The sequence below is a fragment of the Nocardia beijingensis NBRC 16342 genome, from assembly GCF_001612785.1.
GTDB classification, from domain to species: domain Bacteria; phylum Actinomycetota; class Actinomycetes; order Mycobacteriales; family Mycobacteriaceae; genus Nocardia; species Nocardia beijingensis.
The window spans coordinates 17,847-39,905 of the sequence record NZ_BDBC01000021.1 but is presented as its reverse complement, the minus strand read 5'-3'; the positions used below and the strand labels follow the sequence as shown (position 1 = coordinate 39,905).

Genomic DNA, 22,059 nt, shown 5'->3' with positions numbered 1-22,059 from the left:
CCCCGTGACGAAAGCCCGGTGAATGCGAGCAGCACCTTCGCCCGATGAGATCCGCACGCGCAACCTCGCCGCGTTGCTGCGGCACGTCCACCGCGACGGGGCGGTGTCGCGCGCCGCGCTCGCCGAGCGAATGGGGTTGAACCGCAGCACGATTCTCGCGCTCACCACGGATCTGGCGGCGGCGGGACTGGTCAGCGAGGAATTGCCCGGTCAGACCGGACGGGCGGGCAGGCCGTCGCTGGTGGTGCGCCCGCAGGCCGAGCGGGTCTACGTCGTCGCGCTCGACGTCGGGGCGGACCGGCTCGCCGCCGCGCGGGTCGGGCTCGGCGGCTCGGTGCTCGATCGCACCGCGGCCGCCCGCCCCGGCGGCGCATTCGACCCGGACGATGTGATCGCCGCGCTCGCCGCGATGGCACGGGAGATGATCGCCGCCGCCGCGCCGGACGCCCGGTGCGTCGGCGTCGGCGTCGCGTTCTGCGGCATGGTCCGCGAGCAGGACGGCGTGGTGCGGTACGGACCGAATCTCGGCTGGGTGGATGTCGCGTTCGGCGCCGAGCTGACGCGAGAACTCGGTCTCGGCCTCCGCGTCGCGGTCGGCAACAACGCCAACCTGGGCGCGCTGGCCGAACGCGAGCGCGGAGTGGGCGAGGGCTTGGCCAATCTGATCTACCTGCACGGTGACGTCGGCATCGGCGGCGGCATCATCATGAACGGCGAATTGCTCGGCGGGGAGGGCGGTTACGGCGGTGAGGTCGGGCACATGATCGTCAATCCTGGTGGCAGGCCGTGCGCCTGCGGTTCCCGTGGCTGCCTGGAAGTCGAGGCGGGTGAACTCGGATTGATCGCGGCGGCCGGACGGACCGAGCCCGCCGGCCAGGCGGCGGTCGACGCGATCATCGAGTCCGCCGCCCGCGGCGACGCGGCGGCACGCGACGCGCTGCACCAGGTCGGCGAATGGCTCGGCTACGGCGTCGCCAATCTGGTGAACATCTTCAATCCGTCGATGGTGGTGTTCGGTGGCGTGCTGCGGGAGATCTATCTCGCCTCGGCCGCCCAGGTGCGCAGCCGCGTCGCGGTGAACGGCCTGCAAGCCCTGCGCGAACGAGTCAGGTTGCGCACCAGCGCGCTCGCGGGCGACGCCACCTTGCTCGGCGCCGCGGAACTCGCCTTCACCGATGTGCTCACCGATCCTTTGCAGACCCTGTCCCGCGGGCAGGCCGCGCGCGCTTGACGGTCGCGGCCGGGTTCACGCCGCTCCCGCGGCGCCGAACTCCGACAGGTGGGTGGTCAGCAGGCGCACGCGCACCCGCTGTTCGTCCGTGGTCTCCTCGGGGTGATGGATCTCGATGCTCAGCCGGTCGTCGAAGGTGCTGATGATGATGGTGCCGCTCGGCTGCTGCAGCCGGTGCCCGGTCTTGTCCGGCTTGCCGAGCATGATCGAGCGGAAGTCGGTGATCCGCAGCTCATCCGGCACTTCGGGCCTGCGCACGCGTCCCCAATTGGTGGCAAGCACGATGCCGGGTGCGCGCGGCGGGGGGCCTGCGGCGATCTCGGGGATGTGCAGCGGAGTCTGCTGCACGAGGCCGGTGTCCAGTCCGGCGCGCAGCGTGCCGCTGATGCCGCGGGCCAGCTCGACCAGCGTCGAGCCGGTCCCTGGCGCCGGGACGAAGTTGGCGAAGCCGAGTACGTTGGTGCCTTCGGTCATCCCGATCGGCGGGGTCACCCGGGTGCGCAGATCGACCGAGTAGGTGTAGGCCAGTTCGGTCAGCGGCAGTCCGCGCAGCTCGGCCTCGGTGAGCAGGATCGCGGCCGAGGCGAGGCCGTTGATCGTGGTGTTGTTCCGGTGCCCCAGTTCGATCAGCGCGGCGGTCTGCTTCCTGGTCAGCCTGCACCGTGCGGTGCGCGGGACGAGGTAGCCGGGATCTTCCGGTCCCGAGGGGTTTCGAGCGATGCCGACAGGGTGGTGCGGCACGACCGGTGTGCCGATCTTTCGCACGCCCCGCTCGCGCAGCAGGTCCTCGACCGAGCGCGGGAAGCCTTGCGGCGGCAGCTCGGCGGGTCGGCCGCGGGTGCGGTCGGTATAGCAGGACCACAGCTCGGCGAACACGGCCAGCGAATGACAGGCATCCGCGACGCTGTGGTGGGTCACCAAGGTGACGCCCGCGGTGTCGCCGTCGCGGACCACGCACAGCGAGGCGAGCGCCTCGCGCTGGTCGAGCCGGGCGCCGGTGAGCAGTCGCTCGGGATCGCCCGCGGCGACCGTCGGCTCGGGTGCGGCGCCGGGGGATTCGAGCAGCAGGTGACCGCCGCACCCGTCCGGCTCCAGATGGGCGCCGAGGATCGGGCGGGCGCGAACCACGGCTTCGAACGCCGCCGACAGCGCGGCGAGATCCAACCGGCCCGCGACCCGAATCGAATAGCCGACGAGCACTTCGCTGTTGGCGAAGATGGCCTCGCTCGGCGCCAGCGGGCGGATGGCGGTTGCTGCGGTCATGTCGCTTCCTTCACCTGGGCCTGTCCCGAGGCTAGTCCGAAGCCCGGACGCGCCAGGCTTTTTCGGCAGCATCGTGTGCTTGCTGTATCGGACGATCCGGCGCGGCTGTTTCGTCTCTTCGCGGTAACGAGACCCGGTCCGGGCGAGGCTGCCGCGGCCGCAGCCCAGGGTTAGCTGTCGCCTTCTAGAGTGATACTCTAGAGTCTTGCTCTAGAGGAGGCTGCCATGACCGAACTCGTCACCTACCGGCTCGACGACGGCGTCGCCACCATCGCGCTGGACGACGGCAAGGCGAACGTGATGTCGGAGCGCATGCTCGGCGCCATCGCCGCCGCACTGGACCGGGCCGAGGCGGACCGCGCGGTCGTCCTGTTGACCGGCCGCCCGCGCGTGTTCTCCGCCGGCTACGACCTGGCGACGTTCTCCCGTTCCGCCGACGACATCCGCCGCACCCTCCGTGCCGGCGGCAACGTGGTCCACCGGCTGCTCGGGTTCCCGTATCCGGTCGTGGCGGCTTGCCAGGGGCACGCCATCGCCCAGGGCGCGTTCACGCTGCTGGCCGCGGACGTGCGATTCGGCGTGACAGGGGATTTCAAACTTGGTCTCAACGAGGTCGCGATCGGACTGACCATTCCGCACTACGGTGTGGAACTGGCGCGGCACCGGCTCACCGCGCCCGGTTTCGACCGGGCGGCCAACACCGGGATCCTCGTCGGGCCGGAAGACGCCAGGGAGCTGGGCTTTCTCGACCTGCTCGCCGCCGACGCCGACGACCTGCGCACGCGCGCGACGGCCGAAGCGCGCCGCTTGACCGGCATCGACTTCGCGGCGCACGCGGGGACGAAACTGCGTGTGCGCGCCCAGGTGCTCGCGGCGGTCCGCTCCGGCATAGATGAAGAGTTCGGCGGGTAGCCCGGCCGTGCGCACCCGCGAGCGCATTCTGGCCGAAGCTACGCGACAGCTGCTGGACAAGGGGTATTCGTCGTTCACGGTGGCCGGTGTGCGGGATCGGCTCGGCTTGTCCAGTGGCAGCATGTTCCACGCGTTCGGATCGAAAGCCGAACTGGCCGCGGCGGTCCACGTGTCCGGGATGCTCGACTATCAGCGGACGGTGCTGGAGCGTATCGACGCGCCGGACCTGGGATCCGAGGAGGCGATCCGCGCGCTGCTCGCGGCCCATCTCGGTTGGGTGGAAGACCATCGCGAGCTGGCCCGGTTCCTGTTCGCCACGTTGCCGGACGAGGTGGCCGGATACGCGGAACCCGCGCTGGCACAGCACAATCGAGTCTTCTTCGGTGCGCTGGAGCGCATGTACGGGGAGCTGCTCGGAACTGCGGAGGAGGGCGGCGGCGGTTACCCGGTGGCGCATGCGATCTGCGTCGGGCCGGTGCAGGAGTACTGCAGGCAATGGGTGCGCGGACGCGTCACGGCTCCGCCGCGCACGCTGACCGCGACCTTGCAGGAGGCCGCCGTCGCCGCCCTGGCCACGCTGACGCGCTGAGCGGCGGCGCACCTGCGCCTCATCGGGGCGGGACGACGCGGGACCGGGACGTGCGCGCTGTCGCCGCGCCGGTTGCGGATCGGCCACGGGTGATCGACAGTGGTTGTCGAGTTACGGTGCGGCGACGGGAGGCCACCATGGACCGTGCGGACGTCGCTGTCGTCGGTGCGGGATATGCCGGGCTGTGCGCGGCGCGGGCGTTGCGAGCGGCGGGCCGGGAAGTCGTCGTCCTGGAGGCGAGCGAGCGCGTCGGCGGGCGCACGCTGACCGCGCGAGTCGGCGACGGCTGGGCCGTGGACCTCGGCGGCCAGTGGATCTCGACCGCGCACACGCGATTCGCGGCGCTGGCCGAGGAGTACGGCGCCGCGACCTACCCGCCGCCCGAAGGGGCCGACCTCCTGGTCGAGGGCGTGGTCAGGCGGCCGTTCACCGGCGCACGCCCGCCGCTGCCGACGTTCGTCCTGATCGTGCTCGCCCAGGCCATGTGGCGGCTGGAACGGATGGCCGCCCGGGTGGATCTCGCGCGGCCGTGGGCCGCGCCGGGCGCCGACCGGCTGGACGCGATGACCGCGGCGACCTGGTTGCGCCGGAATCTGCCGGAGCGGCGGGCACGGAACCTGGCCGAGGTGATGATCGGCGAGGAACTGTGCGTCGATGTCGGCAGCATCTCGATGCTCGGTCTGCTCACCACGATTCGTGCGGCGGGCGGCGTCGAGGCCGGAGTCGAAGCCGAGACGGTGACCCGCCTGTTCGTCGACGGCGCCGACGGGCCCGCGCTCGCGGTGGCCGCGGAACTGGGCGGTTCGGTGCGTCTCGGCGCGCCCGTGACCGGTATCCGCAGGCAGGCGGACGGTGCGGTGGTGACCTTCGGCTCCGGCGAGGTGCACGCCGAGCACGTGATCGTGGCGGTGCCGCCCCCTCTGTCCGGGCGGATCGCCTACGATCCGCCGCTGCCCGCCGCGCGCGACCAGTTGACCCAGCGCATGCCGATGGGCTCGGTGCTCAAAGCGTTCGCCGTCTACGAGCGGCCGTTCTGGCGCGACGACCTGCTCACCGGGCAATCGCTGAACCTGCACGATCCGGTGCCGGTCACCTTCGACGCCACCCGGCCTGGCGGTCCGGGGGTGCTCGGCGCGCTGGTGCCGGGCCGGGCCGCGCAGCGACTGGCCGCGCTGCCCCCGGCCGAGCGCCGCGCCATGGTCATCGGGTCGCTCGTGCGCGCCTTCGGGTACACCGCGCGCGAACCGGTCGAGTGGCACGAGAAGGTCTGGGCGGACGATCCGTACACGCGGGGCGGTTACGGGGCCTTCTTCCCGCCGGGCGTCCTGACCACCGTGGGTTCCGCTCTTCGCCAGCCGGTCGGCCCGATCCACTGGGCCGGCAGCGAAACCGCGACGGAGTGGTCGGGTTACATCGAGGGAGCGATCCGCTCGGGTGAGCGCGCGGCCGCCGAAGTGCTCGCGGCCCAGCGCGCCACGGCCACGGCGTGATTGCCGCAGTGTTGCCGGAAGGCTGGCTCCGGTCCAGCCGAGGGCTCACAATGAAAAGGTGTTCCAGCGGATCGTGGTGGGTTACGACGATTCACCCGGCGCCAGGGCCGCCTTGACGATGGCGCTCGAGCTGGCGGCGGTGCACCGCGCCACGCTCACGGTCGTCGCGGTCGAGGAGTACCTGCCGCACTACGGGCCGGTGGTCGGCGAGATCGAGGACGAACGCTCGATCGGCGAGCTGACCTGCCGCCGCTGGCTCGCCGCTGCCGCCGAGACCGCCGAACAGCGCGGCATCGCGGTGCACGCCGAGATCCGCGCGGGCCAAGCGGCGCGCGAACTGGCGACGGCCGCCGCCGATCACGGCGCCGACCTGCTGGTGCTCGGGCGCAGCGGGCACTCGGGCATCTGGGGGCGGTTCATCGGCAGCACCGCGGAGAAGGCCGCACGTCATGTCGGCTGTTCGGTGCTCGTCGCGCACGACGGCGACGGAGAGGCCGAGCGCCGGTGAACGCGGCGGCGGGATGACCGGCGGTGGCGCCGGCGCGGGCGGTCGGGTAAGAGATCCGCGTGGCGGGTGAACTGATCGAAGAACCGACCGGCGTCGCCGATCGCGCGCGAGGCCGCGCTCGACGGCGGGATTTCTGGCGTGCCAACGGGCCGGTGTCGGTCGTCGTCGCGTGTGGAGGGGCGCTCGGCGCGCTCGCTCGCTACGGCATCGCCCAGGGGTTGCCCGCCCGTCCGGGGCACTTTCCGCTCGCCACATTCGTCACCAATGTCGCAGGCTGTTTCGCGATCGGAGTGCTCATGGTCGCGGTGACCGAGATCTGGGCTGTCCATCGGTTGCTGCGTCCTTTTCTCGGCGTCGGCGTCCTGGGCGGGTTCACGACCTTCTCCACCTACGCCAACGAGATCCGCGCGCTGCTGCGGCCGGAAACGATCGTCGTCGCGGCAGGTTATCTGGCGGGCACGCTGATCTGCGCCCTGTCGGCGACACTCGTCGCCATGGGGCTCACCAGGGCGGGATACGAGCGCCTGCGACGCGCGCGGAAGGCGGCTCGATGACCGTTGTGCTGGTCTTGGTCGGCGGCGCGATCGGCGCACCGTTGCGGTATCTCATCGATCGCGCGGTGCAGGATCGTCGCGACAGCCTGTTCCCGTGGGGCACCTTCGCGGTCAACGTGATCGGCTGTCTGGTACTCGGCGCTCTCAGCGGGGCGGGGACGGCGTTGTCCTCGCCGCTGTTCGTACTGCTCGGCACTGGATTCTGCGGCGCGCTGACCACTTACAGCACTTTCAGCTACGAAACCGTGCGGCTGGCCGAGCGCGGCGCGTACTTCTACGCGGTGACGAACGTGGTCGTCAGTGTCTCCGCAGGGGTTATCGCCACAGTGTCGAGCTACGCGGCAGTGCACGCCCTGGTCGGCTGAATCCGCTCGCCGAAACGATGTGCGACGTGATCCAGTTCACTCGGCTGCCCTGTCGCAGACCGCTCGGGGTGGGTTAAGCTACCCACAACAGATGCAGATATGCGCATACATCAGGTGCCGGAAGGGGCTGGGTCGATGGGACACGAACACGGGCACGCGCACGGGCACGCGCTCTCCGGTCAGGCCGATCGCCGCTGGCTGACCATCGCGCTCGCCCTCATCCTCGGCTTCATGTCGGTCGAGGTCGTGATCGGCCTGCTGGCCAACTCGCTGGCCCTGCTGTCGGACGCGGCGCACATGCTCACCGACGCCGCGTCCATTGTCCTCGCGCTCATCGCGATCCGGCTCGCGGCGCGTCCGGCGAACGGCAAGTACACCTACGGCTACAAGCGCGCCGAGATCCTCTCGGCACAGGCCAACGGCGTCACGCTGCTCGTGCTGGCGGGCTGGCTCACCTATGAGGCCGTGCGCAGGCTGCTGGAGCCGCCGGAGGTGACCGGCGGCCTCGTGCTGGCGACCGCACTGGCCGGTGTGGTGGTCAACATCGCGGCCACCTGGGCGATCAGCAAGGCCAATCGCGCCAGCCTGAACGTGGAGGGCGCCTTCCAGCACGTGCTCAACGACCTGTACGGGTTCATCGCCACCGCGGTGGCCGGTCTCGTCGTGCTCACCACCGGCTTCGCCAGGGCCGACGCGATCGCCACGCTGATCGTCGTCGCCCTGATGGTCAAGGCGGGGCTTGGACTGGTGCGCGAATCCGGCCGGATCTTCCTGGAGGCGGCGCCGGCGGGCGTCGATCCCGACGCGCTCGGCCGCGGCCTGGTGGACATCGATGGCGTCGACGAGGTGCACGATCTGCACGTCTGGCAGATCACCTCCGGTGACATCGCGCTGTCGGCGCACGTACTGGTCCGGCCGGGCGCCGACTGCCACGGCCTGCGCCAGCGGATCGAGCACCTGCTCGACCACGACTACGGCATCACCCACACCACTTTGCAGGTCGACCATTCCCACGCCGTGACCGCCTCTGACGGGGTGGACGCGCAGCGCCTGCTGCCGGTGCTGGAAGACCACTGCGACGACGCCCACGGCCCGGTGCATCGCGACCGTCCGTCGTCGGCGGCGAACCCCGTCGCGCGCTGACCTACCGGCGCGCCACGCGCACGACGCTTATAGGCGCCAGGGGAGCGGAGGGAATCCGGCGTCGCGTTGCGGGGCGGGCGATTCTGGCCCGCGCTCGGGCGATCCGGCCCCCTGCTCGGGTGGAACGGCCCCGCGCTCGGGTGGAACGGCCCCGCGCTCGGGTGGAACGGCCCCGCCCTCGGGCGATCCGGCCCGCGCTCGGGTGGAACGGCCCCGCCCTCGGGTGAAACGCCCTCGCGCTTGGGCGATCGGGGCCATGCTTGGGCGATCCGCCTAGTGCTCGGGCGATCGGGCCCCCTGCTCGGGCGATCCGGCCCAGCGCTCGGGTGGAACGGCTCAGCGATCCAGGCGGGGGAACGGCCGCTCGGCCTCGATCAGGTAGGCCAGCTCCAGCAGGGTGCGCTCGTTGCCGCGGGTGGCGGCGAACTGCACGCCGATGGGCAGCCCGGCGTCGGTGAGGCCTGCGGGAACCGTGATGGCCGGTGTTCCGGTGATGTTGTTGATCGGGGTGAAGCAGACGTAGGCGCGCAACCGCTCGATCAGTTCGTCGAACGGCACGGTCGGGCTGAGATAGCCGAGTTCGGGTGTGGTGTGCCCGAGCGTTGGCAGCAGAACCGCGTCGTAGGGGCCGAGCGCCTGCTCGTAGGTGGCGGCCGCCGCGCGGAGGCGGTAGAGCGTCAACGGGGCGTGCAGGGCGCGGCGCAGGAACAAGGCGCGCAGGCCGACGGTCAGATCGTCCACGCGACGCGCGTCGAACCGGCGGTCGATGAACCGGCCCGTCGTGGTGATCGCGGCCGCGAGCAGGCCCCAGTAGTGCAGGAAGGCGCTCTCGATGGTGGCATCGAACGGCAGCGGCACCGGTTCCACCGAATGACCGCCGGATTCGAGTGTGCGCGCGACGCTTTCGACGGCCGCCCGGGTCGGCCCCGCGGCCAGCGGCCCCGCGAGGTTGTCGAGCACCAGCGCCACCCGCATGCGCCGGGTCGGCGGACCGTCCACGCGTCCGATCGGCCGCAGCGCGGGATTGCGCCAATAGCGCTCGGCCGCCGCGGCGTACACCGCCGTGTCACGGACCGTCCTGGTCAGCACCCCCTCACTGACGATGTCGACCGGCAGCGTGCGCGCCAGCCCGGACACCACGTGCCGCCCCCGCGTCGGCTTCAAACCGACCAGCCCAGCGCACGCCGCCGGAATCCGGATGGAACCACCGCCGTCGTTGCCGTGTGCGATCGGGACGACACCCGCCGCGACCAGCGCGGCCGCCCCGCCCGACGAGCCGCCCACCGAATGGCCGGTGTGCCAGGGATTGCGCGTCGGCGCGAGATGCGGCGTCTCGCTGCTGGCGTTGAAGCCGAACTCGGGCATTGCGCTCTTGCCGAGCACGGTGAGGCCGGTGCTGAGGAACTGCCGGGTGTAGCCGCTGTGCGCGCGGGCCGGTCGCGCGCGGAACGCGGCCGTGCCCTGATTGGTCGGCATGCCCGCCACGTCCGTGTTGTCCTTCACGAAACTGGGCACGCCGTAGAAGGCGCCGGTCCGCTCGGCGGGCAGCAGCGGTTGCGCGTAGCTGCGGTAGGCGACGGCCGCCAGCTGCTCCACCTGCTCGGCGCGCGCCACCGCGGCGGCGGCGAGTTCGCGCGGCGACACCGCACCGTCGCGCACCAGCGCGGCCAAGGCGACGGCGTCGTGATCACCGAGCGCGTCGTCGCCGAAGGCGTGGACGCGCGAGGGTAGCGGAAGATGAGCGTCGGCGGTCATGCCCCGAATCTAATGTGTGCACCAGGTGGATCGTCCAGAGCAGAAAGGACAGCAGGTGGCCGCGACATACCCGGATCCGGTGCCACCGAGAGGCCGAGTCGGCTCGCTGCTGTTCGCCTTGCCGCCCGCGGGCCGGCGGTGGAGCGTGGCGTTGCGCGCCGCGCTCGCGTTCGCCGTCCCCGCCACGATCATCACCGGTCTCGGTCACCCCCAGGCGGCGGTGTTCGTCATGTTCGGCGCCTTCGCCGTGCTCTACGGGGAGGGACGGCCGTTCCGGGTGCGCGGCAGGGTCGTCCTCGCCGCGGGCGCGGCGCTGCTGGCCGCTGCCGGCGCCGGTGCGCTGATCGGCGGCCTGCTGGACGCGGGCTTCGGTTCGTCCCTGCTCATGGTCGTGGTGGTGTCGGCTATCGCGGTCGTGGCTGTGTTCGTCATCGACGCGTTGCGGCTCGGCCCGCCCGGCGCGTTGTTCTTCGCACTGGTCTGCGCGGGCGCGATGAAAGCCGCGGAGGCCGGGACCGCGGTGGCGACGCTGTTGTTCTGCACGGCTTGCGGTGTCGTCGCGTCGATCGTCGTCTCGATGGCCGGGGTGTTGCGGGATCGCCGCAAGCCAGAACGGATGGCGGTCGGCGCGGCGGTTCGGGCGGTCGACGCCTACGTCGCGGCGCGAGAGGAGGGGACGCCCGCGATCGATCTGCGCCACCGGGCGGCCGCCGCGATGGCCGACGCGTGGGCCGCGGTCTACGACGCCGGCCTGCCTTCGGACCCGCGGGAAGCCGAGTTGCTCGCCACCTTGCAGCAGGCGCGGCGCGACCTCGCCGGGCACGCGCCCGACGACGACACCGACGATCTGCTGGTCGACCCCCTGGTCTCGTTCGCTCGCCCCGGCATCGGCTTCCGGCTCGAGCGTTCCCTGTCGTTGTCCTCGCACGCGGCGATCAGCGCGATGCGTGTCGCCGCGGGCTGCCTGGGCGCAGGCGCGCTGAGCGCGCTGCTGGGTCTGGAGCGGCCGCACTGGGCGGTGCTCAGCGCCCTCATCGTGTTGCAGACCGGACCCGACCGAGTGCGCGGACAGGTGCGGGCCATCCACCGGTTCGTCGGCACCATCGCGGGCCTCGGGCTCTTCGCGCTGATCTACCAGCTCGGGCCGACCGGATACGCGCTGATCGCGCTCGTCGCCGCGCTGCAGTTCTGCATCGAGCTGTTCGTGCCGCGCAATTACGCGCTGGCCGTCGTCTTCATCACGCCGGTCGCCCTGATCGCGGGCGGAGTCGCCACGACGGGCGGTCCGATCGGACCCGTGATCCGGGATCGGCTCTGGGAGACGCTGCTCGGTGTCGCCGTCGCCGTGCTCGCGCTGCGCGGCGTCGCGCCCCACGGACACCGGCGCACCTTCCAGTGGCTGGAACACCGGGTGTGCGCCGCCGCCACCGCCCTGCTCGACCGGCTGCGCCGCGAACCGATGGACGCCGGGGCGTGGGTGCTGGTCCAGCATCTGCAATTCGAGCTGGTCGGCGTGGTGCGCAGCGGCATCGACTCGGCGACCGACGACCCGGAGTGGACCCGCCCGCACTGGCCGCGGCACGCGGCCCTGGCGCACTTCGGTCATGATCTGCTCGCCGCCTGCTGGGTGCTGCGGCCGGACCAGCGGCTGGCGGACGTGGACGGCTGGGCGGACCGGTTGGCGGCGGCCCGGTCGCGGCCGCAAGCGACGGCAGGACCGCCTGCTAGCGTTCGGCGCATGCACGACAGCGTCACGGTCCGGATGGCCGCCCCGGCCGACAAGATCTGGGAATTGGTCAGCGACATCGAGAACACCGGGCGGTTCAGTCCGGAGACCTTCGCCGCGGAGTGGCTCGGCGGCGCGACCGGACCCGCGGTCGGAGTGAAGTTCCGCGGTCATGTCAACCGCAACGGCTGGGGACTGAAGTACGCGACGGTGTGCCGCATCGACGCCTGCGAGCCCGGCCGGGAGTTCGCGTTCACCGTGCTCGGACCGCGGGGCATGCCGATCAACACCTGGCGCTACGTTTTCCGACCGGTGGACGGCGGCACCGAAGTCACCGAGTCGTTCCAGCTGCACAGCAACCCGGTGTTGCGGCTGTATTGGCTGCTGGCCGGTTGGGCGCGCGGCAAGACCAATGTCGAGGGCATGCGCGAGACCCTCGAGCGGATCAAGGCCGTCGTCGAATGATCGGCGCGAGCCGCTCGCGCGCGCAGGAATTTCCGAGCGTAGCTGGGCGATCGGACACGTCGGTGGCAACCGGCCCGGTGGATGACCGGCCGCGGCGCGCCCCGGATCGAACACCGTGTCAGGCCGGTACCAGGTCCCGGACCGGGGGCGGGAAACGATGACCGTGCTGCTGGTGCTCGGCGCCGGTCCCGGCGTCGGGCTGTCGGTCGCCCGCCTGTTCGCCGCCGACGGCTTCACTACGGTGCTGGCCTGCCGGTACCCCGAGGAGGCCGAACCTCTGGCGGAGCAGTTGCGCGAGCAGGGATTCGAAGCCGAGGGCGTCGGCGTGGATTTGCGCGACCCCGCCGACGTGGCCAGCGTCGTCACGGGGGTGGGCGAGCGGCACGGCCGCATCGACGTGTTGCACTTCAATCCCAGCGTCTTTCGTGAGGCCGATCCGTTGCGGCTGACGGTCGCCGAGCTGATCGAGGACGTCACCGTGGGCGCGGGTGCGCTGCTGCCCGCCGTGCAAGCGGCGCGTCCCTTCCTGTCCGACGGCGCCCGCGTGCTGGTCACCGGCAGCGCGGCCGCGGACAAGCCCTGGCACCGGGCCGCCTCGCTCGGTGTGCAGAAGGCGGCGGTGCGCAATCTGGTCACCAGTGTGGACGCCACCCTCGCGCCCGAGGGGATTCGAGCGGTCGCGGTGCAGATCAACGGAGTTCTCGGCGAGGGAGCGTTCACCCGCGACCGGGTCGCCGAGGCGCTGTACACGGCGGCCACCCGCCCCGCCGAGGGCTGGACGCCGCACGTCGCCTACGACGGCTGAGCTACCGGGGAGCGATCGCCGCGAACTCGACGGGCAGGTGCGCCGGCCCGCGCAGATTGACGTGCTCCCGATACGGTGGCGGATCGGCCGTCAGCCGGGGTGCTTCGACTCGTCGCGCGAAGCGGGTCAACGCCACGCGCGCCTCCAGGCGGGCCAGGGGAGCGCCGACACAGAAGTGCGTCCCGAGGCCGAAGGCCAGGTGACGGTTCTCCCGTGCCGGATCGAATCGGTCGGGGTCACCGAACATCGCGGGGTCGCGGTGCGCGGCGGCGATCAGCAGCACCACCAGGTCGCCGCGCTGGATGTCCGTGCCGCCGACGGTCAGATCGTCGGCGGCGATGCGCGGGATCAACTGGACCGGCGGGTCGAAGCGCAACGTCTCCTCGACGACGCCCGCCGCCCGGTCCGGGTCCGCGCGCAGGGCGGCGAGTTCGTCCGGCCTGCGGAGCAGGGCGAGGGTCGCGTTGGCGATCAGGTTGACCGTCGTCTCGTGCCCGGCGACCAGCAGCAGCGCGCAGGTCGAGATCAGTTCCGCGTGGGTGAGCGCGTCTCCGGCGTCTTCGGCGGCGATGAGTTCGGACAGCAGATCGGGGCCGGGGGTGTGGCGGCGGCGGTCGGTGAGTTCCTCGAAGTAGGCGTACAGTTCGGTGCCCGCGCGCTGGATCTCCGCCGGGTCGGCGCGGAACTGGGCGGCCGCGCGAGAAGTGGGGTCGAGCGTGCGCGACAGCAGCGCGGACCAGGCGCTGAGCCGGGCTTCGTCCGCCAGCGGGACGCCGAGCAGTTCGCAGATGACGGTCACCGGCAGCGGATAGGCGAAGTGATCGACGGCGTCGAGGCTGCCCGCGCGGGCGCGCTGGTCGAGCAGGTCGTCGACGATCTCGGCGATCCTCGGCTCGAGGCTCCGCACGACGCGCGGGGTGAACGCTTTGGACACCAGGCGGCGCAGCCGAGTGTGATCGGGCGGATCCAGGAACAGGAACGACGGTTTCGCCCGCGCCGCACCGTTTTCCCGGGTGCCGTCGTAGATCGGCATCGAGCCCAGCTGCACCCGGGCCAGTGACCGGTCCACGCTCGCGCGCGGATCGCGCAGCACGGCGGCGCAATCGGCGTAGCGGGTCAGCACGACCACCGGAGCCGTGCCGATCCGGAACGCGCCCGCGTCGCGCAGCCGTGCGAAGACGGGGTACGGGTCGGGCCGCACTGCGGGGTCGAGCAGGCGCACGTAGTCGTCGGTCGGGTGGTTCGTGGTCGTCATCGACACTCCCAGCTGTCCGGCCCGGAGCGGGCACCGGTCCTGCTCGGTATTATTGCGATACTGCCGGTAGGAAAGCAATACCGCCACGAGATGCGAAGATGTCGCCATGACACTGCGGCGCCCGGTCGACGATTCGGTTACCCGCGTCGTCGAACTGCTCGGCGACCGGTGGACCATCCTGCTCATCGCCGAGGCGTTCTTCGGGGTGCACCGGTTCAGCGATTTCGCGCGCAATATCGGCATCACCAACCGCAATCTGCTCACCAGCCGCCTGCGCATGCTGATCGACGCGGGCATCTTCACCCGCACCGACCACGGCGGCGGCCGGGTCGATTACCACCTGACGGCGGCGGGCCGGGAGTTGTATCCGATCGTCACAGCCATGATGGTCTGGGGTGACAACCATCTGACCGGGCCGGAGGGCAGGCCGGTCGTGCTGGAACACCGCACCTGCGGCCACGAGACCTCACCCATGCTGGTCTGCGACCACTGCCGCGAACCGATCGATCCGCGCGATGTGGAACCCAAGGCCGGGCCCGGCTTCCACCAGCCGCCGGGGGCCGAACAAGCCGGTTGACCGGTACGCGGGCGAGCCGGGCGGAACTCAATCCAGTGCGTCGACGAATGTTTCGGCCAGGTACAGCGGCAGGAGTAGGTAGTACAGCAGCATCGCCATCGAGCCGGCTCCGATCGTCAACGCGGGTCCCGCGCGGTGCCGTCGCGGATCGGTCGCGCAGGGTTGGGAGACCGGGCGGTCTCGCGAGTGCAGGAATGTAGTGCAGCTTCCCGTCGTCGGCAAGACGAGGCAGCGTGTCGGCTCGGCGGGCGGCGCTAGTGCAACGCGCTGCCCTGCACCCACTGATCCCAGGGCAGACCCCAGTCGCCGTTCTGCCAGACCTCCAGCGGGGCGCCGCCGGTGTTGCGGATCTCCACCACGTCGCCGGGGACGGCGAAATTGAAGAACCACTGGGCGTTCTCGCCGCTGAGGTTGAGGCAGCCGTGGGAGACGTTGGTGTTGCCCTGGGCCCAGATGGTGGAGTCGAGCTGGTGCAAGTAGATGCCGTCGGTGCTGATTCGCGTCGCCCAGCCGATGGCTTCTTTGTAGCCGAGGCGGGAGTTGATCGGCAGGCCGTAGGTGGAGGAATCCATGATCACCGGATTGGCCTTGTCCATGACCGTGTAGATCCCGGGCTGGGTCCAGAAGGTGATCGTCTTGCCCCCGACGACCTCGCTGCCGCCCATCCCCATCGAGGTGGGCATGGTGCGGATCAGCTTCCCGTTCTCGAAGACCTGGATCTGTTTGGTGTTGTCGTCGGCGATCGAGACGTGCGCCGCGCCGATGGTGAACGTGGTCTTGGTGTCCTCTTGGCCGTAGAGCCCGCGGCCGAGTTCCTGGCCGTAGATGTTCGCCGCCACGGTGACCTTCGTGCCCGGCGTGTAGTACTCCCTCGGACGCCAGTGCGCGTTGCGGTCGTCCAACCAGTACCAGGAACCCTCGACCGGCGGATCGGTGGTGACCGAGAGCCGCTTCTCGGCGGCGGCGCGGTCGGGGATGTTCTCGTCGAAGTGGGCCACCACCACGGTGCCGACACCGAAGGTGCCGCCGTCGGACAGGGGTGCGCCGCCCGTGGTGGTCAGTGACACCTTCGTCTGATTGTGGGGGGTCAGCGTGGAGAAGGTGGAGGTCGTCGGGCCGGTCCGCCCGGTGAGGCTCAAGCCCTCCGCGGTCACGGTGTAGGTGCGGCCGTAGCCGAGCGGTTCGGTGGGCTTCCAGGCCGTCTTGTCCGGCGTCATGATGCCCTCGACGGCCTTGCCCTGCTCATTGGTCATGGTCACCGAGGTGAGCTGGCCGTCGGCGGTGCTCACCTGCACCGGCGCCAGCGGATCGACATCGCGTGCCCCGGAAGCGGGCGTGATGGTGATCGGCGCGGGCGCCGGGCCCGCCGCGCCCGGTGTGCCGCCCGGCCCCGGCGAAGACGAGCACGCCCCGACGAGCACCGTCATGACCAGGGCGAGCCCCGCGACGATTCCGGTTCGGACGCGACTGACCGCCATGCATTCTCCCTGTGCTCGCCCGGCGCAACGAATGGCGCACGCGCGCCCACTTTCCCCCGCACAGTTTACCGATCGTCCCCGGCACGACCTCGAGCAGAAGTTCACCCACGGCGTATTCCCAGCCGTCACAAAGGAAACGTCTCGGCGGGTAAACCGCCGGCTCCCGGCCGCTACCCGCCATACATTCACCCCGCATGGAGATCGACTATCGATGGCGAGGCGCGCTGACCGACAGCGAAATGATCGACTTGACGAGCTCGCACGGCGGCGACCCCGACCCGGGCTGGTGGGACCGCGCCGTGCGGTACAGCCTCGGCTGGGTCACCGCACGGACGGTCGAGCGCGCGCTGGCCGGATTCGTCAACGTTGCGTGGGACGGCGGCGACCACGCGTTTCTGCTCGACCCGAAGGTACGGCCGGAGTGGCAGCACCGAGGCATCGGCACCGAACTGGTGGCGCGGGCCGCGAGCGGCGCCAGGGCGGCGGGCTGTACCTGGCTGCACGTCGATTTCGAGGATCGCCTCGCGCCGTTCTACTTCGATGCCTGCGGTTTCCGCGCCACGGCAGCCGGGCTGCTACGACTGCGCGGCCAACTGTGACGGCCGAAACTACCGATCGGGCCCGCGGCGGCCCGTGCCATGCTGATGGCCGGAGTCGACCGAGGGGAACGCATGCAGAATCGCCCATCGGCAGCGGAGTTGCTGGACTCGCTCGCCGAGCTGCTCGAGGAGACGCTGCTGCCCGCCCTGCCCGCGGGGTTGCAGCACAAGGCGCGGGTGGGGGCCAACCTGGCCAGGATCGTGCGCAGGGAGATCGAGTCCGGCCCCGTCGCGGCCGAGCGGGAGCGTGAGCTGCTCGCCGCCGTGGCAAAGGGCGACGACGAACAACTCTGGGCGGCATTGGTCTCGGTCGTGCGGGCCGATCTGGCGATCGCCAAGCCGGGGTACGACGCGTGGGCGGGCGAGTGAGCGCCGACCTGGCGCGCGGATTGGCAGAGTTCCTCGGCTCGGGGACTCGGGCGGTGCCGGTGACGAACGTCGAATACCTCTCCGCGGGCGCCCGCCGCCGCAACGTCGCCTTCGAGGCCGACCTGGGCGGCGGGACGCGACGCCTGGTCGCGACCATCGTGCCGGGCGCGATCGAGCTGGTCCCGGTCGACGTGGAGGCCGCCGTCCGTGAACTGGCGCGCACCCACGGCGTCCCGGTGCCGCCCGTGGTGGCGATCTGCACCGACGCCGCCTATGTCGGCGGCCCGTTCGTGGTCTCCGAACGCATCGACGGAGAGACCGTGCCGCGCAAGGTGTTACGGCTGGTCGAGGCGTCGGGCCTCGGTGAACGGGTCGCCGAGCAGTTGGGCGAGGCCATGGGACGCCTGCACGCGATCGACCCGGCGGCAGCGCCCGCACGGCTGCCCGCCGCGGCGGCCGACCCCGAGCGTCAGCTGATCGAGGCCGACGCGCAGGTGCGCGCGCTGCTGCCGGATCGCCCGGTGTTCGCTCTCGCGCTGCGCTGGCTGGAACGCCACTGCCCGCCCGCGCCGCCACGGGCCGCGCTGCTGCACACCGACCTGCGCAACGGCAACATCGTCGTCGGTCCTGACGGCCTGCGCGCCGTGCTGGACTGGGAAGGCGCGCAGCGTCAGGGCGATCCGATGCGCGATGTGGCCTGGCCCGCGCTGCGCATGTGGCGCTTCCGCGCGGACGACAGGGAATTCGGCGGCCTCGCGGGCCGCGAGGCGTTCCTGCGCGGATACCACCGCGCCGGCGGCAGCTTCGACGAAGACCGTTTCCGCTGGTGGAAGGTGATGTGCACGCTCGGATGGGGCGTCGGACTGGCCGGACAGGCCGCGGCCCACCTGGACGGCAGCGTCCGCGACATCGTGATGGCGGCCAGCGGGCGCCGCGTGTCGGAAATCGAATGGGACCTGCTGATGCAGATCCGACCCACTGCGAAAGGCTGACCGCCGATGGATTTCGAGCTACCCGCGGAACTGGTGGATTATCTGGCCGAACTCGACGCGTTCATCGATCGCGAGATCACCCCGCTCGAGCAGACCGACGACAACATCCGCTTCTTCGACCACCGGCGCGAGGACGCCCGCACCGACTGGGAGCGCGGCGGCCTGCCGAACGCCGCGTGGGAGCAGTTGCTGGCCGAGGTCCGCAGGCGCGCCGACGCCGCGGGTCACCTGCGGTACGCGTTCCCGGCGCGATACGGCGGACGGGACGGCACGAACCTCGGCATGGCCGTGATCCGCGAGCACTTGGCCCGCCGCGGCCTCGGATTGCATTGCGATCTACAGAACGAGCACGCCATCGTCGCCAACAACGTCGGCCTGCTGCTGATGCTCGAGTACGGCACACCCGAGCAGCGGGCGGAGTGGGTGGACGGGCTGGCCTCGGGAACGAAGTTCTTCGCCTTCGGCATCACCGAGCCAGAGCACGGTTCCGACGCGACGCACATGGAGACATCGGCGGTCCGCGACGGCGACGACTGGGTGATCACCGGGCGCAAGACCTGGAACACCGGCGTGCACATCGCCGACGCCGACCTGATCTTCGCGCGCACCTCGGGCGGCCCCGGCGACGCCGCGGGCATCACGGCGTTCCTGGTGCCCACCGACGCACCGGGGTTCGTGGTCGAGGAGTACCTCTGGACCTTCAACATGCCCACCGATCACGCCAGGGTCGCGCTGAACGGCGTCCGGGTCCCGGACGCCACCGTCTTCGGCGGCGAGGGACGCGGCTTGGCGGTGGTCCAGCACTTCTTCAACGAGAACCGCATCCGCCAGGCCGCGTCCAGCCTCGGTGCGGCGCAGTACTGCATCGACCAGTCGGTGGCCTACGCCAAAGAGCGCAAGCCGTTCGGAAAGGCGCTGGCCACCAACCAGGCGATCCAGTTCCCCTTGGTGGAGCTGCACACCCAGTGCGAGATGTTGCGCGCCCTCATCCACAAGACCGCGTGGTCGATGGACACCTACGGCACCTTCGCCGTGTCCGAGCAGGTCTCGATGTGCAACTACTGGGCCAACCGGTTGTGCTGCGAGGCCGCCGACCGCGCCATGCAGGTGCACGGCGGCCTCGGCTACTCCCGGCACAAGCCGTTCGAGCACATCTACCGCCACCACCGCCGCTACCGGATCACCGAGGGCGCCGAGGAGATCCAGATGCGGCGGGTCGCGGGCTACCTGTTCGGCTTCATGGGCAGCAAAGCGCCCAAAGGGGTGTGAGCAGGACGGTTCACAGCCTGCGGATGCGAGCCAGCCACGCGGCGGCGTCGACCTGTCCCGACTCGGAGACCTCCAGGCCCGTCACCTGGTCGGCCACCACGTCGGTGACCCGGCCCCGGTAGCGGGTCGGCCGCAGGTCCTCCACCGTCCAGCCGTCGCGGAAAGACTCCAGGATCACGGTGTCGCTGATGCGCGGGCCGAAGCCCGGCTCGACATCCGAGAGCGCGAGGACGTGGACCGTGCCGCCCGGCTTGCAGACCGCGTGCAGACTGCGGACGTACGCGGCGCGCGCCTCGTCGTCGGTCCCGAAGACGTGGAACAGCGCGCTGTCCACGACGGTGTCGAACGCGGGCGCGGAGCCGGGCGGGTCACCGGCGAAGTCCGGCCGGTCGCCGAGCGCCGGCGCGTCGGCCACCTCGAACACGGCGGACGGCACGCCCTGCTCGGCCGCGTTGGCGCGCGCGTAGGCCACCGCGCTCGGCGACATATCGATGCCGCGTACGTCGTAGCCCAATCGGGTCAGCAGGATCGTGTGCTCACCCGCGCCGCAGCCCGGGTCCAGTACACGGCCGGTGATGCCGCCCTCCCGCTCCAGCGCGACGATGGCCGGTTGCGGCTCGCCGATCACCCAGGGGGCGGTGTCGTTGTCGTAGACGGTGTTCCACATTTCCACTGGACGAGTCATGCGATCCATGCTGCATCCTCAACCGCCATTGAGGTCAAGGCCGGTTCCCGCGCGTGGCACACCGAGCGGTGTCGGCGACGTCGGCGCGGGTACGCGCGGGTTATGAGCACACCGAATATCGATCCGGAGACGGCGGAGTCGATGCAGCAGGACGCGGATTTCGCCGACGAGCACACCAAACCGACGCATGCCGACGAGCACCCCGCCGGTGAGCAGCTCGAGACCGACGAGTCGACCCCGCGCGGCCACGGCGGAATGGATCGGTGAGCACGGCGTGGCACGGTCGCACGGAAACCGTGCCACGCACGCTCACGCGACGGCGACCATCCGGGCCGCGTTGGCGGCCTCGTCGTCGGCCGCCTGGTTGGCGGCGAGTTCGGCGCGCACCCGCTCGCGGTAGCGGCTGATCTCCCGCTCGGTGGCCGCGGCGTCCCAGCCGAGGTGCGCGCCGATCAGCCAGGCCACCTCGGGCGCGGCGGCGAGACCGCGGTCGGCGGTTTCGATCGAGACGCGGGTGCGGCGGGTGAGCACGTCGTCCAGGTGCAGCGCGCCTTCGTGCGTCACCGCGTACACCGCCTCCGCGCCCAGGTATTCCGGCGCGCCGGTGAGCGGGCGGCCCAGTTCGGGTTCGCGGGCGATCAGGTCGAACAGGTCGGTGATCACCGAGCCGTAGCGGCCGAGCAGCCGCTCGACCGTCGCGCGCGGCAGGCCCGCTCGCTGCGCGAGGCTGTCGAGATCGGCCGCGAGTTCCTGGTAACCCACCGCGCCGAGGATCGACAGGTGTTCGGTCACCGAAGGGGCGACCGCGCGGCCGAGTCCGGCCACCGCCGCGTCCACGACGTCGGCGGCCATCACCCGGTAGGTGGTGTACTTGCCGCCCGCGATCACGAACAGCCCGGGAACCGGTTCGGCGACCGCGTGCTCCCGCGAGAGCGTCGCGGTGTCGGCCGACGCGCCGGACAGCAGCGGGCGCAGCCCCGCGTAGGTGCCGACGATGTCGTCGCGGGTGATCGGCTCGCGCAGCACCCGGTTGACGTGGTCGAGCAGATATTGCACGTCGGCGTCGCTGGCGGCGGGGTGATCCTTGCTCAGCGACCAGTCCGTGTCGGTGGTGCCGATGATCCAGTGACCGTGCCACGGGATGACGAACAGCACGCTCTTCTCGGTGCGCATGATCAAGCCGGTGTCCAGATGCAGGCGGTGGCGCGGCACCAGGATGTGCACGCCCTTGGACATCCGCACATGGAACGGGAACTCCACGCCGGTCATCCGGTTCATCTCGTCGGTCCACACCCCGGTGGCGCTGATCACCCGGCGCGCGCGGACCGTGTGCGCCCGGCCGGTTTCCAGGTCGGTGACCTCCGCGCCGACGACGCGTTCGCCGTCGCGCAGCAGCGCCGTCACCTTGGTGCGGGTGAGTACGGTCGCGCCGTGCTGGGCGGCGGTGCGCGCGATCATCATCGTGTGCCTGGCGTCGTCCACCTGCGCGTCGAAGTACCGGATCGCACCGGTGAGCGCGTCCTCGCGCAGCGCGGGCGCCAGCTCCAGCGCGCGGGTACGCGACAGGTGCCGGTGCATCGGCAGCGCGCGGGCGCCGCCGATGGTGTCGTACAGGGCGACGCCCGCGCCGATGTAGGCGCGCTCCCAAACCCGATGCCGCAGGGGCAGCAGGAACGACACGGGCCGCACCAGGTGCGGGGCCAGCCGGTGCAGCAGCAGGCTTCGTTCCTTCAGCGCCTCCCGCACCAGCCAGAAGTCCAGCTGCTCCAGGTAGCGCAGGCCACCGTGGATGAGTTTGCTGGAGCGGCTCGAGGTGCCCGCCGCGAAGTCCCTGGCCTCAACCAAGGTCACGGTCAGGCCGCGGGAGGCGGCGTCGAGGGCGGCGCCCGCGCCGACCACGCCGCCGCCGATGACGAGTACGTCGATCTCGGTGTCGCCGAGTGCGTTCACCGCGCCTGCGCGGTACTCGGCGTCCAATCGTGCGGACACAGCGGTATCTCTCCTTGTTGTTTCGGTGTTATTCGGACCG

The 22,059-nt window shown here is 71.1% G+C and carries 22 protein-coding genes and 1 pseudogene; 17 read left to right on the top strand and 6 right to left on the bottom strand.

Annotation, left to right across the window (positions count from 1 at the left end):
* Nucleotides 1-22: 22 nt before the first annotated feature.
* Nucleotides 23-1,231, top strand: coding sequence for an ROK family transcriptional regulator (locus NB3_RS15310; RefSeq protein ID WP_067802937.1), 1,209 nt, complete (start codon nt 23-25; stop codon nt 1,229-1,231).
* Between the two features lie 15 nt (nt 1,232-1,246).
* Here NB3_RS15310 and NB3_RS15305 read toward each other — a convergent pair whose 3' ends face one another.
* On the bottom strand, nt 1,247-2,494 hold the full coding sequence (locus tag NB3_RS15305) for a phthiocerol/phthiodiolone dimycocerosyl transferase family protein (RefSeq protein ID WP_067802934.1): 1,248 nt from the start codon (nt 2,492-2,494) through the stop codon (nt 1,247-1,249).
* A 225-nt stretch (nt 2,495-2,719) separates the two neighbouring features.
* Here NB3_RS15305 and NB3_RS15300 point away from each other — a divergent pair, with 225 nt between their 5' ends.
* The 7 genes from NB3_RS15300 to NB3_RS15270 all read left to right on the top strand — a co-directional run bounded on the left by NB3_RS15300 (nt 2,720) and on the right by NB3_RS15270 (nt 8,055).
* The gene (locus NB3_RS15300; protein ID WP_067802931.1) at nt 2,720-3,406 is read left to right on the top strand and encodes a crotonase/enoyl-CoA hydratase family protein; all 687 of its coding nucleotides are present in this window, start codon (nt 2,720-2,722) and stop codon (nt 3,404-3,406) included.
* Nucleotides 3,387-3,995: a TetR/AcrR family transcriptional regulator gene (locus NB3_RS15295; protein ID WP_084486262.1), complete on the top strand. Its 609-nt coding sequence runs from the start codon at nt 3,387-3,389 to the stop codon at nt 3,993-3,995. Before NB3_RS15300 ends, NB3_RS15295 begins: the two co-directional genes overlap by 20 nt.
* Complete coding sequence (locus tag NB3_RS15290) at nt 3,902-5,485, top strand: flavin monoamine oxidase family protein (RefSeq protein ID WP_084486261.1); 1,584 nt, start codon at nt 3,902-3,904, stop codon at nt 5,483-5,485. Before NB3_RS15295 ends, NB3_RS15290 begins: the two co-directional genes overlap by 94 nt.
* A gap of 58 nt (nt 5,486-5,543) precedes the next feature.
* Complete coding sequence (locus tag NB3_RS15285; protein ID WP_067802926.1) at nt 5,544-5,993, top strand: universal stress protein; 450 nt, start codon at nt 5,544-5,546, stop codon at nt 5,991-5,993.
* Nucleotides 5,994-6,052: 59 nt separating this feature from the next.
* A complete protein-coding gene (locus NB3_RS15280; RefSeq protein WP_244891919.1) occupies nt 6,053-6,547 on the top strand; it encodes a fluoride efflux transporter FluC in 495 nt (164 codons plus the stop codon).
* On the top strand, nt 6,544-6,912 hold the full coding sequence (gene crcB, locus NB3_RS15275; protein WP_067802923.1) for a fluoride efflux transporter CrcB: 369 nt from the start codon (nt 6,544-6,546) through the stop codon (nt 6,910-6,912). The genes NB3_RS15280 and crcB overlap by 4 nt, the downstream gene beginning before the upstream one ends.
* Before the next feature lie 135 nt (nt 6,913-7,047).
* On the top strand, nt 7,048-8,055 hold the full coding sequence (locus NB3_RS15270) for a cation diffusion facilitator family transporter (RefSeq protein WP_218020580.1): 1,008 nt from the start codon (nt 7,048-7,050) through the stop codon (nt 8,053-8,055).
* Between the two features lie 336 nt (nt 8,056-8,391).
* Here the strand turns inward: NB3_RS15270 and NB3_RS15265 are convergent, their stop codons facing one another.
* The gene (locus tag NB3_RS15265; RefSeq protein WP_067802917.1) at nt 8,392-9,810 is read right to left on the bottom strand and encodes an amidase; all 1,419 of its coding nucleotides are present in this window, start codon (nt 9,808-9,810) and stop codon (nt 8,392-8,394) included.
* Nucleotides 9,811-10,039: 229 nt separating this feature from the next.
* On the opposite strand from NB3_RS15265, the pseudogene NB3_RS36680 reads away from it, so the two are divergent.
* From NB3_RS36680 to NB3_RS15255, 3 genes and pseudogenes are all read left to right on the top strand, one after another.
* Nucleotides 10,040-11,149: pseudogene (locus tag NB3_RS36680) on the top strand (FUSC family protein); the annotation flags it as partial.
* 399 nt (nt 11,150-11,548) lie between these two features.
* On the top strand, nt 11,549-12,001 hold the full coding sequence (locus NB3_RS36675) for an SRPBCC family protein (RefSeq protein ID WP_084486269.1): 453 nt from the start codon (nt 11,549-11,551) through the stop codon (nt 11,999-12,001).
* A 157-nt stretch (nt 12,002-12,158) separates the two neighbouring features.
* Nucleotides 12,159-12,806: an SDR family oxidoreductase gene (locus NB3_RS15255; RefSeq protein ID WP_067802911.1), complete on the top strand. Its 648-nt coding sequence runs from the start codon at nt 12,159-12,161 to the stop codon at nt 12,804-12,806.
* Nucleotide 12,807: 1 nt separating this feature from the next.
* Here the strand turns inward: NB3_RS15255 and NB3_RS15250 are convergent, their stop codons facing one another.
* Nucleotides 12,808-14,061 carry a cytochrome P450 gene (locus NB3_RS15250; RefSeq protein WP_067803124.1) on the bottom strand — a complete coding sequence of 418 codons (1,254 nt, stop codon included), beginning with the start codon at nt 14,059-14,061 and terminating at the stop codon, nt 12,808-12,810.
* Nucleotides 14,062-14,167: 106 nt separating this feature from the next.
* Here NB3_RS15250 and NB3_RS15245 point away from each other — a divergent pair, with 106 nt between their 5' ends.
* Complete coding sequence (locus NB3_RS15245; protein WP_067802908.1) at nt 14,168-14,638, top strand: winged helix-turn-helix transcriptional regulator; 471 nt, start codon at nt 14,168-14,170, stop codon at nt 14,636-14,638.
* Between the two features lie 254 nt (nt 14,639-14,892).
* Here NB3_RS15245 and NB3_RS15240 read toward each other — a convergent pair whose 3' ends face one another.
* Nucleotides 14,893-16,116: a L,D-transpeptidase gene (locus NB3_RS15240; protein WP_067802906.1), complete on the bottom strand. Its 1,224-nt coding sequence runs from the start codon at nt 16,114-16,116 to the stop codon at nt 14,893-14,895.
* Between the two features lie 194 nt (nt 16,117-16,310).
* On the opposite strand from NB3_RS15240, the gene NB3_RS15235 reads away from it, so the two are divergent.
* The 4 genes from NB3_RS15235 to NB3_RS15220 all read left to right on the top strand — a co-directional run bounded on the left by NB3_RS15235 (nt 16,311) and on the right by NB3_RS15220 (nt 19,345).
* Nucleotides 16,311-16,715: a GNAT family N-acetyltransferase gene (locus NB3_RS15235; RefSeq protein WP_067802904.1), complete on the top strand. Its 405-nt coding sequence runs from the start codon at nt 16,311-16,313 to the stop codon at nt 16,713-16,715.
* A gap of 72 nt (nt 16,716-16,787) precedes the next feature.
* Nucleotides 16,788-17,084, top strand: a complete 297-nt coding sequence (locus NB3_RS15230; protein ID WP_067803121.1) for a DUF6285 domain-containing protein — start codon at nt 16,788-16,790, stop codon at nt 17,082-17,084.
* Nucleotides 17,081-18,076: a phosphotransferase family protein gene (locus NB3_RS15225; protein ID WP_084486260.1), complete on the top strand. Its 996-nt coding sequence runs from the start codon at nt 17,081-17,083 to the stop codon at nt 18,074-18,076. Before NB3_RS15230 ends, NB3_RS15225 begins: the two co-directional genes overlap by 4 nt.
* A gap of 6 nt (nt 18,077-18,082) precedes the next feature.
* A complete protein-coding gene (locus NB3_RS15220) occupies nt 18,083-19,345 on the top strand; it encodes an acyl-CoA dehydrogenase family protein (protein ID WP_067802898.1) in 1,263 nt (420 codons plus the stop codon).
* Between the two features lie 10 nt (nt 19,346-19,355).
* Here the strand turns inward: NB3_RS15220 and NB3_RS15215 are convergent, their stop codons facing one another.
* Nucleotides 19,356-20,030 carry a class I SAM-dependent methyltransferase gene (locus tag NB3_RS15215; RefSeq protein ID WP_244891918.1) on the bottom strand — a complete coding sequence of 225 codons (675 nt, stop codon included), beginning with the start codon at nt 20,028-20,030 and terminating at the stop codon, nt 19,356-19,358.
* A 102-nt stretch (nt 20,031-20,132) separates the two neighbouring features.
* Between NB3_RS15215 and NB3_RS35570 the strand changes: the two genes are divergently transcribed.
* Nucleotides 20,133-20,297, top strand: coding sequence for a hypothetical protein (locus NB3_RS35570; RefSeq protein ID WP_169810691.1), 165 nt, complete (start codon nt 20,133-20,135; stop codon nt 20,295-20,297).
* 42 nt (nt 20,298-20,339) lie between these two features.
* On the opposite strand, the gene glpD is transcribed toward NB3_RS35570, so the two are convergent.
* On the bottom strand, nt 20,340-22,019 hold the full coding sequence (glpD, locus tag NB3_RS15210) for a glycerol-3-phosphate dehydrogenase (protein WP_067802892.1): 1,680 nt from the start codon (nt 22,017-22,019) through the stop codon (nt 20,340-20,342).
* Between the last annotated feature and the right edge of the window lie 40 nt (nt 22,020-22,059).

What these genes read in the sequence shown, in the direction of transcription:
- NB3_RS15290 (WP_084486261.1), top strand. Translation starts at nt 3,902, where the DNA reads ATGGGTGCGCGGACGCGTCACGGCTCCGCCGCGCACGCTGACCGCGAC.
- NB3_RS15230 (WP_067803121.1), top strand. Translation starts at nt 16,788, where the DNA reads ATGCAGAATCGCCCATCGGCAGCGGAGTTGCTGGACTCGCTCGCCGAG.
- crcB (WP_067802923.1), top strand. Translation starts at nt 6,544, where the DNA reads ATGACCGTTGTGCTGGTCTTGGTCGGCGGCGCGATCGGCGCACCGTTG.
- NB3_RS15245 (WP_067802908.1), top strand. Translation starts at nt 14,168, where the DNA reads ATGACACTGCGGCGCCCGGTCGACGATTCGGTTACCCGCGTCGTCGAA.
- NB3_RS36675 (WP_084486269.1), top strand. Translation starts at nt 11,549, where the DNA reads ATGCACGACAGCGTCACGGTCCGGATGGCCGCCCCGGCCGACAAGATC.
- NB3_RS15295 (WP_084486262.1), top strand. Translation starts at nt 3,387, where the DNA reads ATGAAGAGTTCGGCGGGTAGCCCGGCCGTGCGCACCCGCGAGCGCATT.
- NB3_RS15305 (WP_067802934.1), bottom strand. Translation starts at nt 2,494, where the DNA reads ATGACCGCAGCAACCGCCATCCGCCCGCTGGCGCCGAGCGAGGCCATC.
- NB3_RS15310 (WP_067802937.1), top strand. Translation starts at nt 23, where the DNA reads ATGCGAGCAGCACCTTCGCCCGATGAGATCCGCACGCGCAACCTCGCC.
- NB3_RS15235 (WP_067802904.1), top strand. Translation starts at nt 16,311, where the DNA reads ATGGAGATCGACTATCGATGGCGAGGCGCGCTGACCGACAGCGAAATG.
- NB3_RS15215 (WP_244891918.1), bottom strand. Translation starts at nt 20,030, where the DNA reads ATGACTCGTCCAGTGGAAATGTGGAACACCGTCTACGACAACGACACC.
- NB3_RS15265 (WP_067802917.1), bottom strand. Translation starts at nt 9,810, where the DNA reads ATGACCGCCGACGCTCATCTTCCGCTACCCTCGCGCGTCCACGCCTTC.
- NB3_RS15250 (WP_067803124.1), bottom strand. Translation starts at nt 14,061, where the DNA reads ATGACGACCACGAACCACCCGACCGACGACTACGTGCGCCTGCTCGAC.
- NB3_RS15255 (WP_067802911.1), top strand. Translation starts at nt 12,159, where the DNA reads ATGACCGTGCTGCTGGTGCTCGGCGCCGGTCCCGGCGTCGGGCTGTCG.
- NB3_RS35570 (WP_169810691.1), top strand. Translation starts at nt 20,133, where the DNA reads ATGAGCACACCGAATATCGATCCGGAGACGGCGGAGTCGATGCAGCAG.
- NB3_RS15300 (WP_067802931.1), top strand. Translation starts at nt 2,720, where the DNA reads ATGACCGAACTCGTCACCTACCGGCTCGACGACGGCGTCGCCACCATC.
- NB3_RS15220 (WP_067802898.1), top strand. Translation starts at nt 18,083, where the DNA reads ATGGATTTCGAGCTACCCGCGGAACTGGTGGATTATCTGGCCGAACTC.
- NB3_RS15240 (WP_067802906.1), bottom strand. Translation starts at nt 16,116, where the DNA reads ATGGCGGTCAGTCGCGTCCGAACCGGAATCGTCGCGGGGCTCGCCCTG.
- NB3_RS15270 (WP_218020580.1), top strand. Translation starts at nt 7,048, where the DNA reads ATGGGACACGAACACGGGCACGCGCACGGGCACGCGCTCTCCGGTCAG.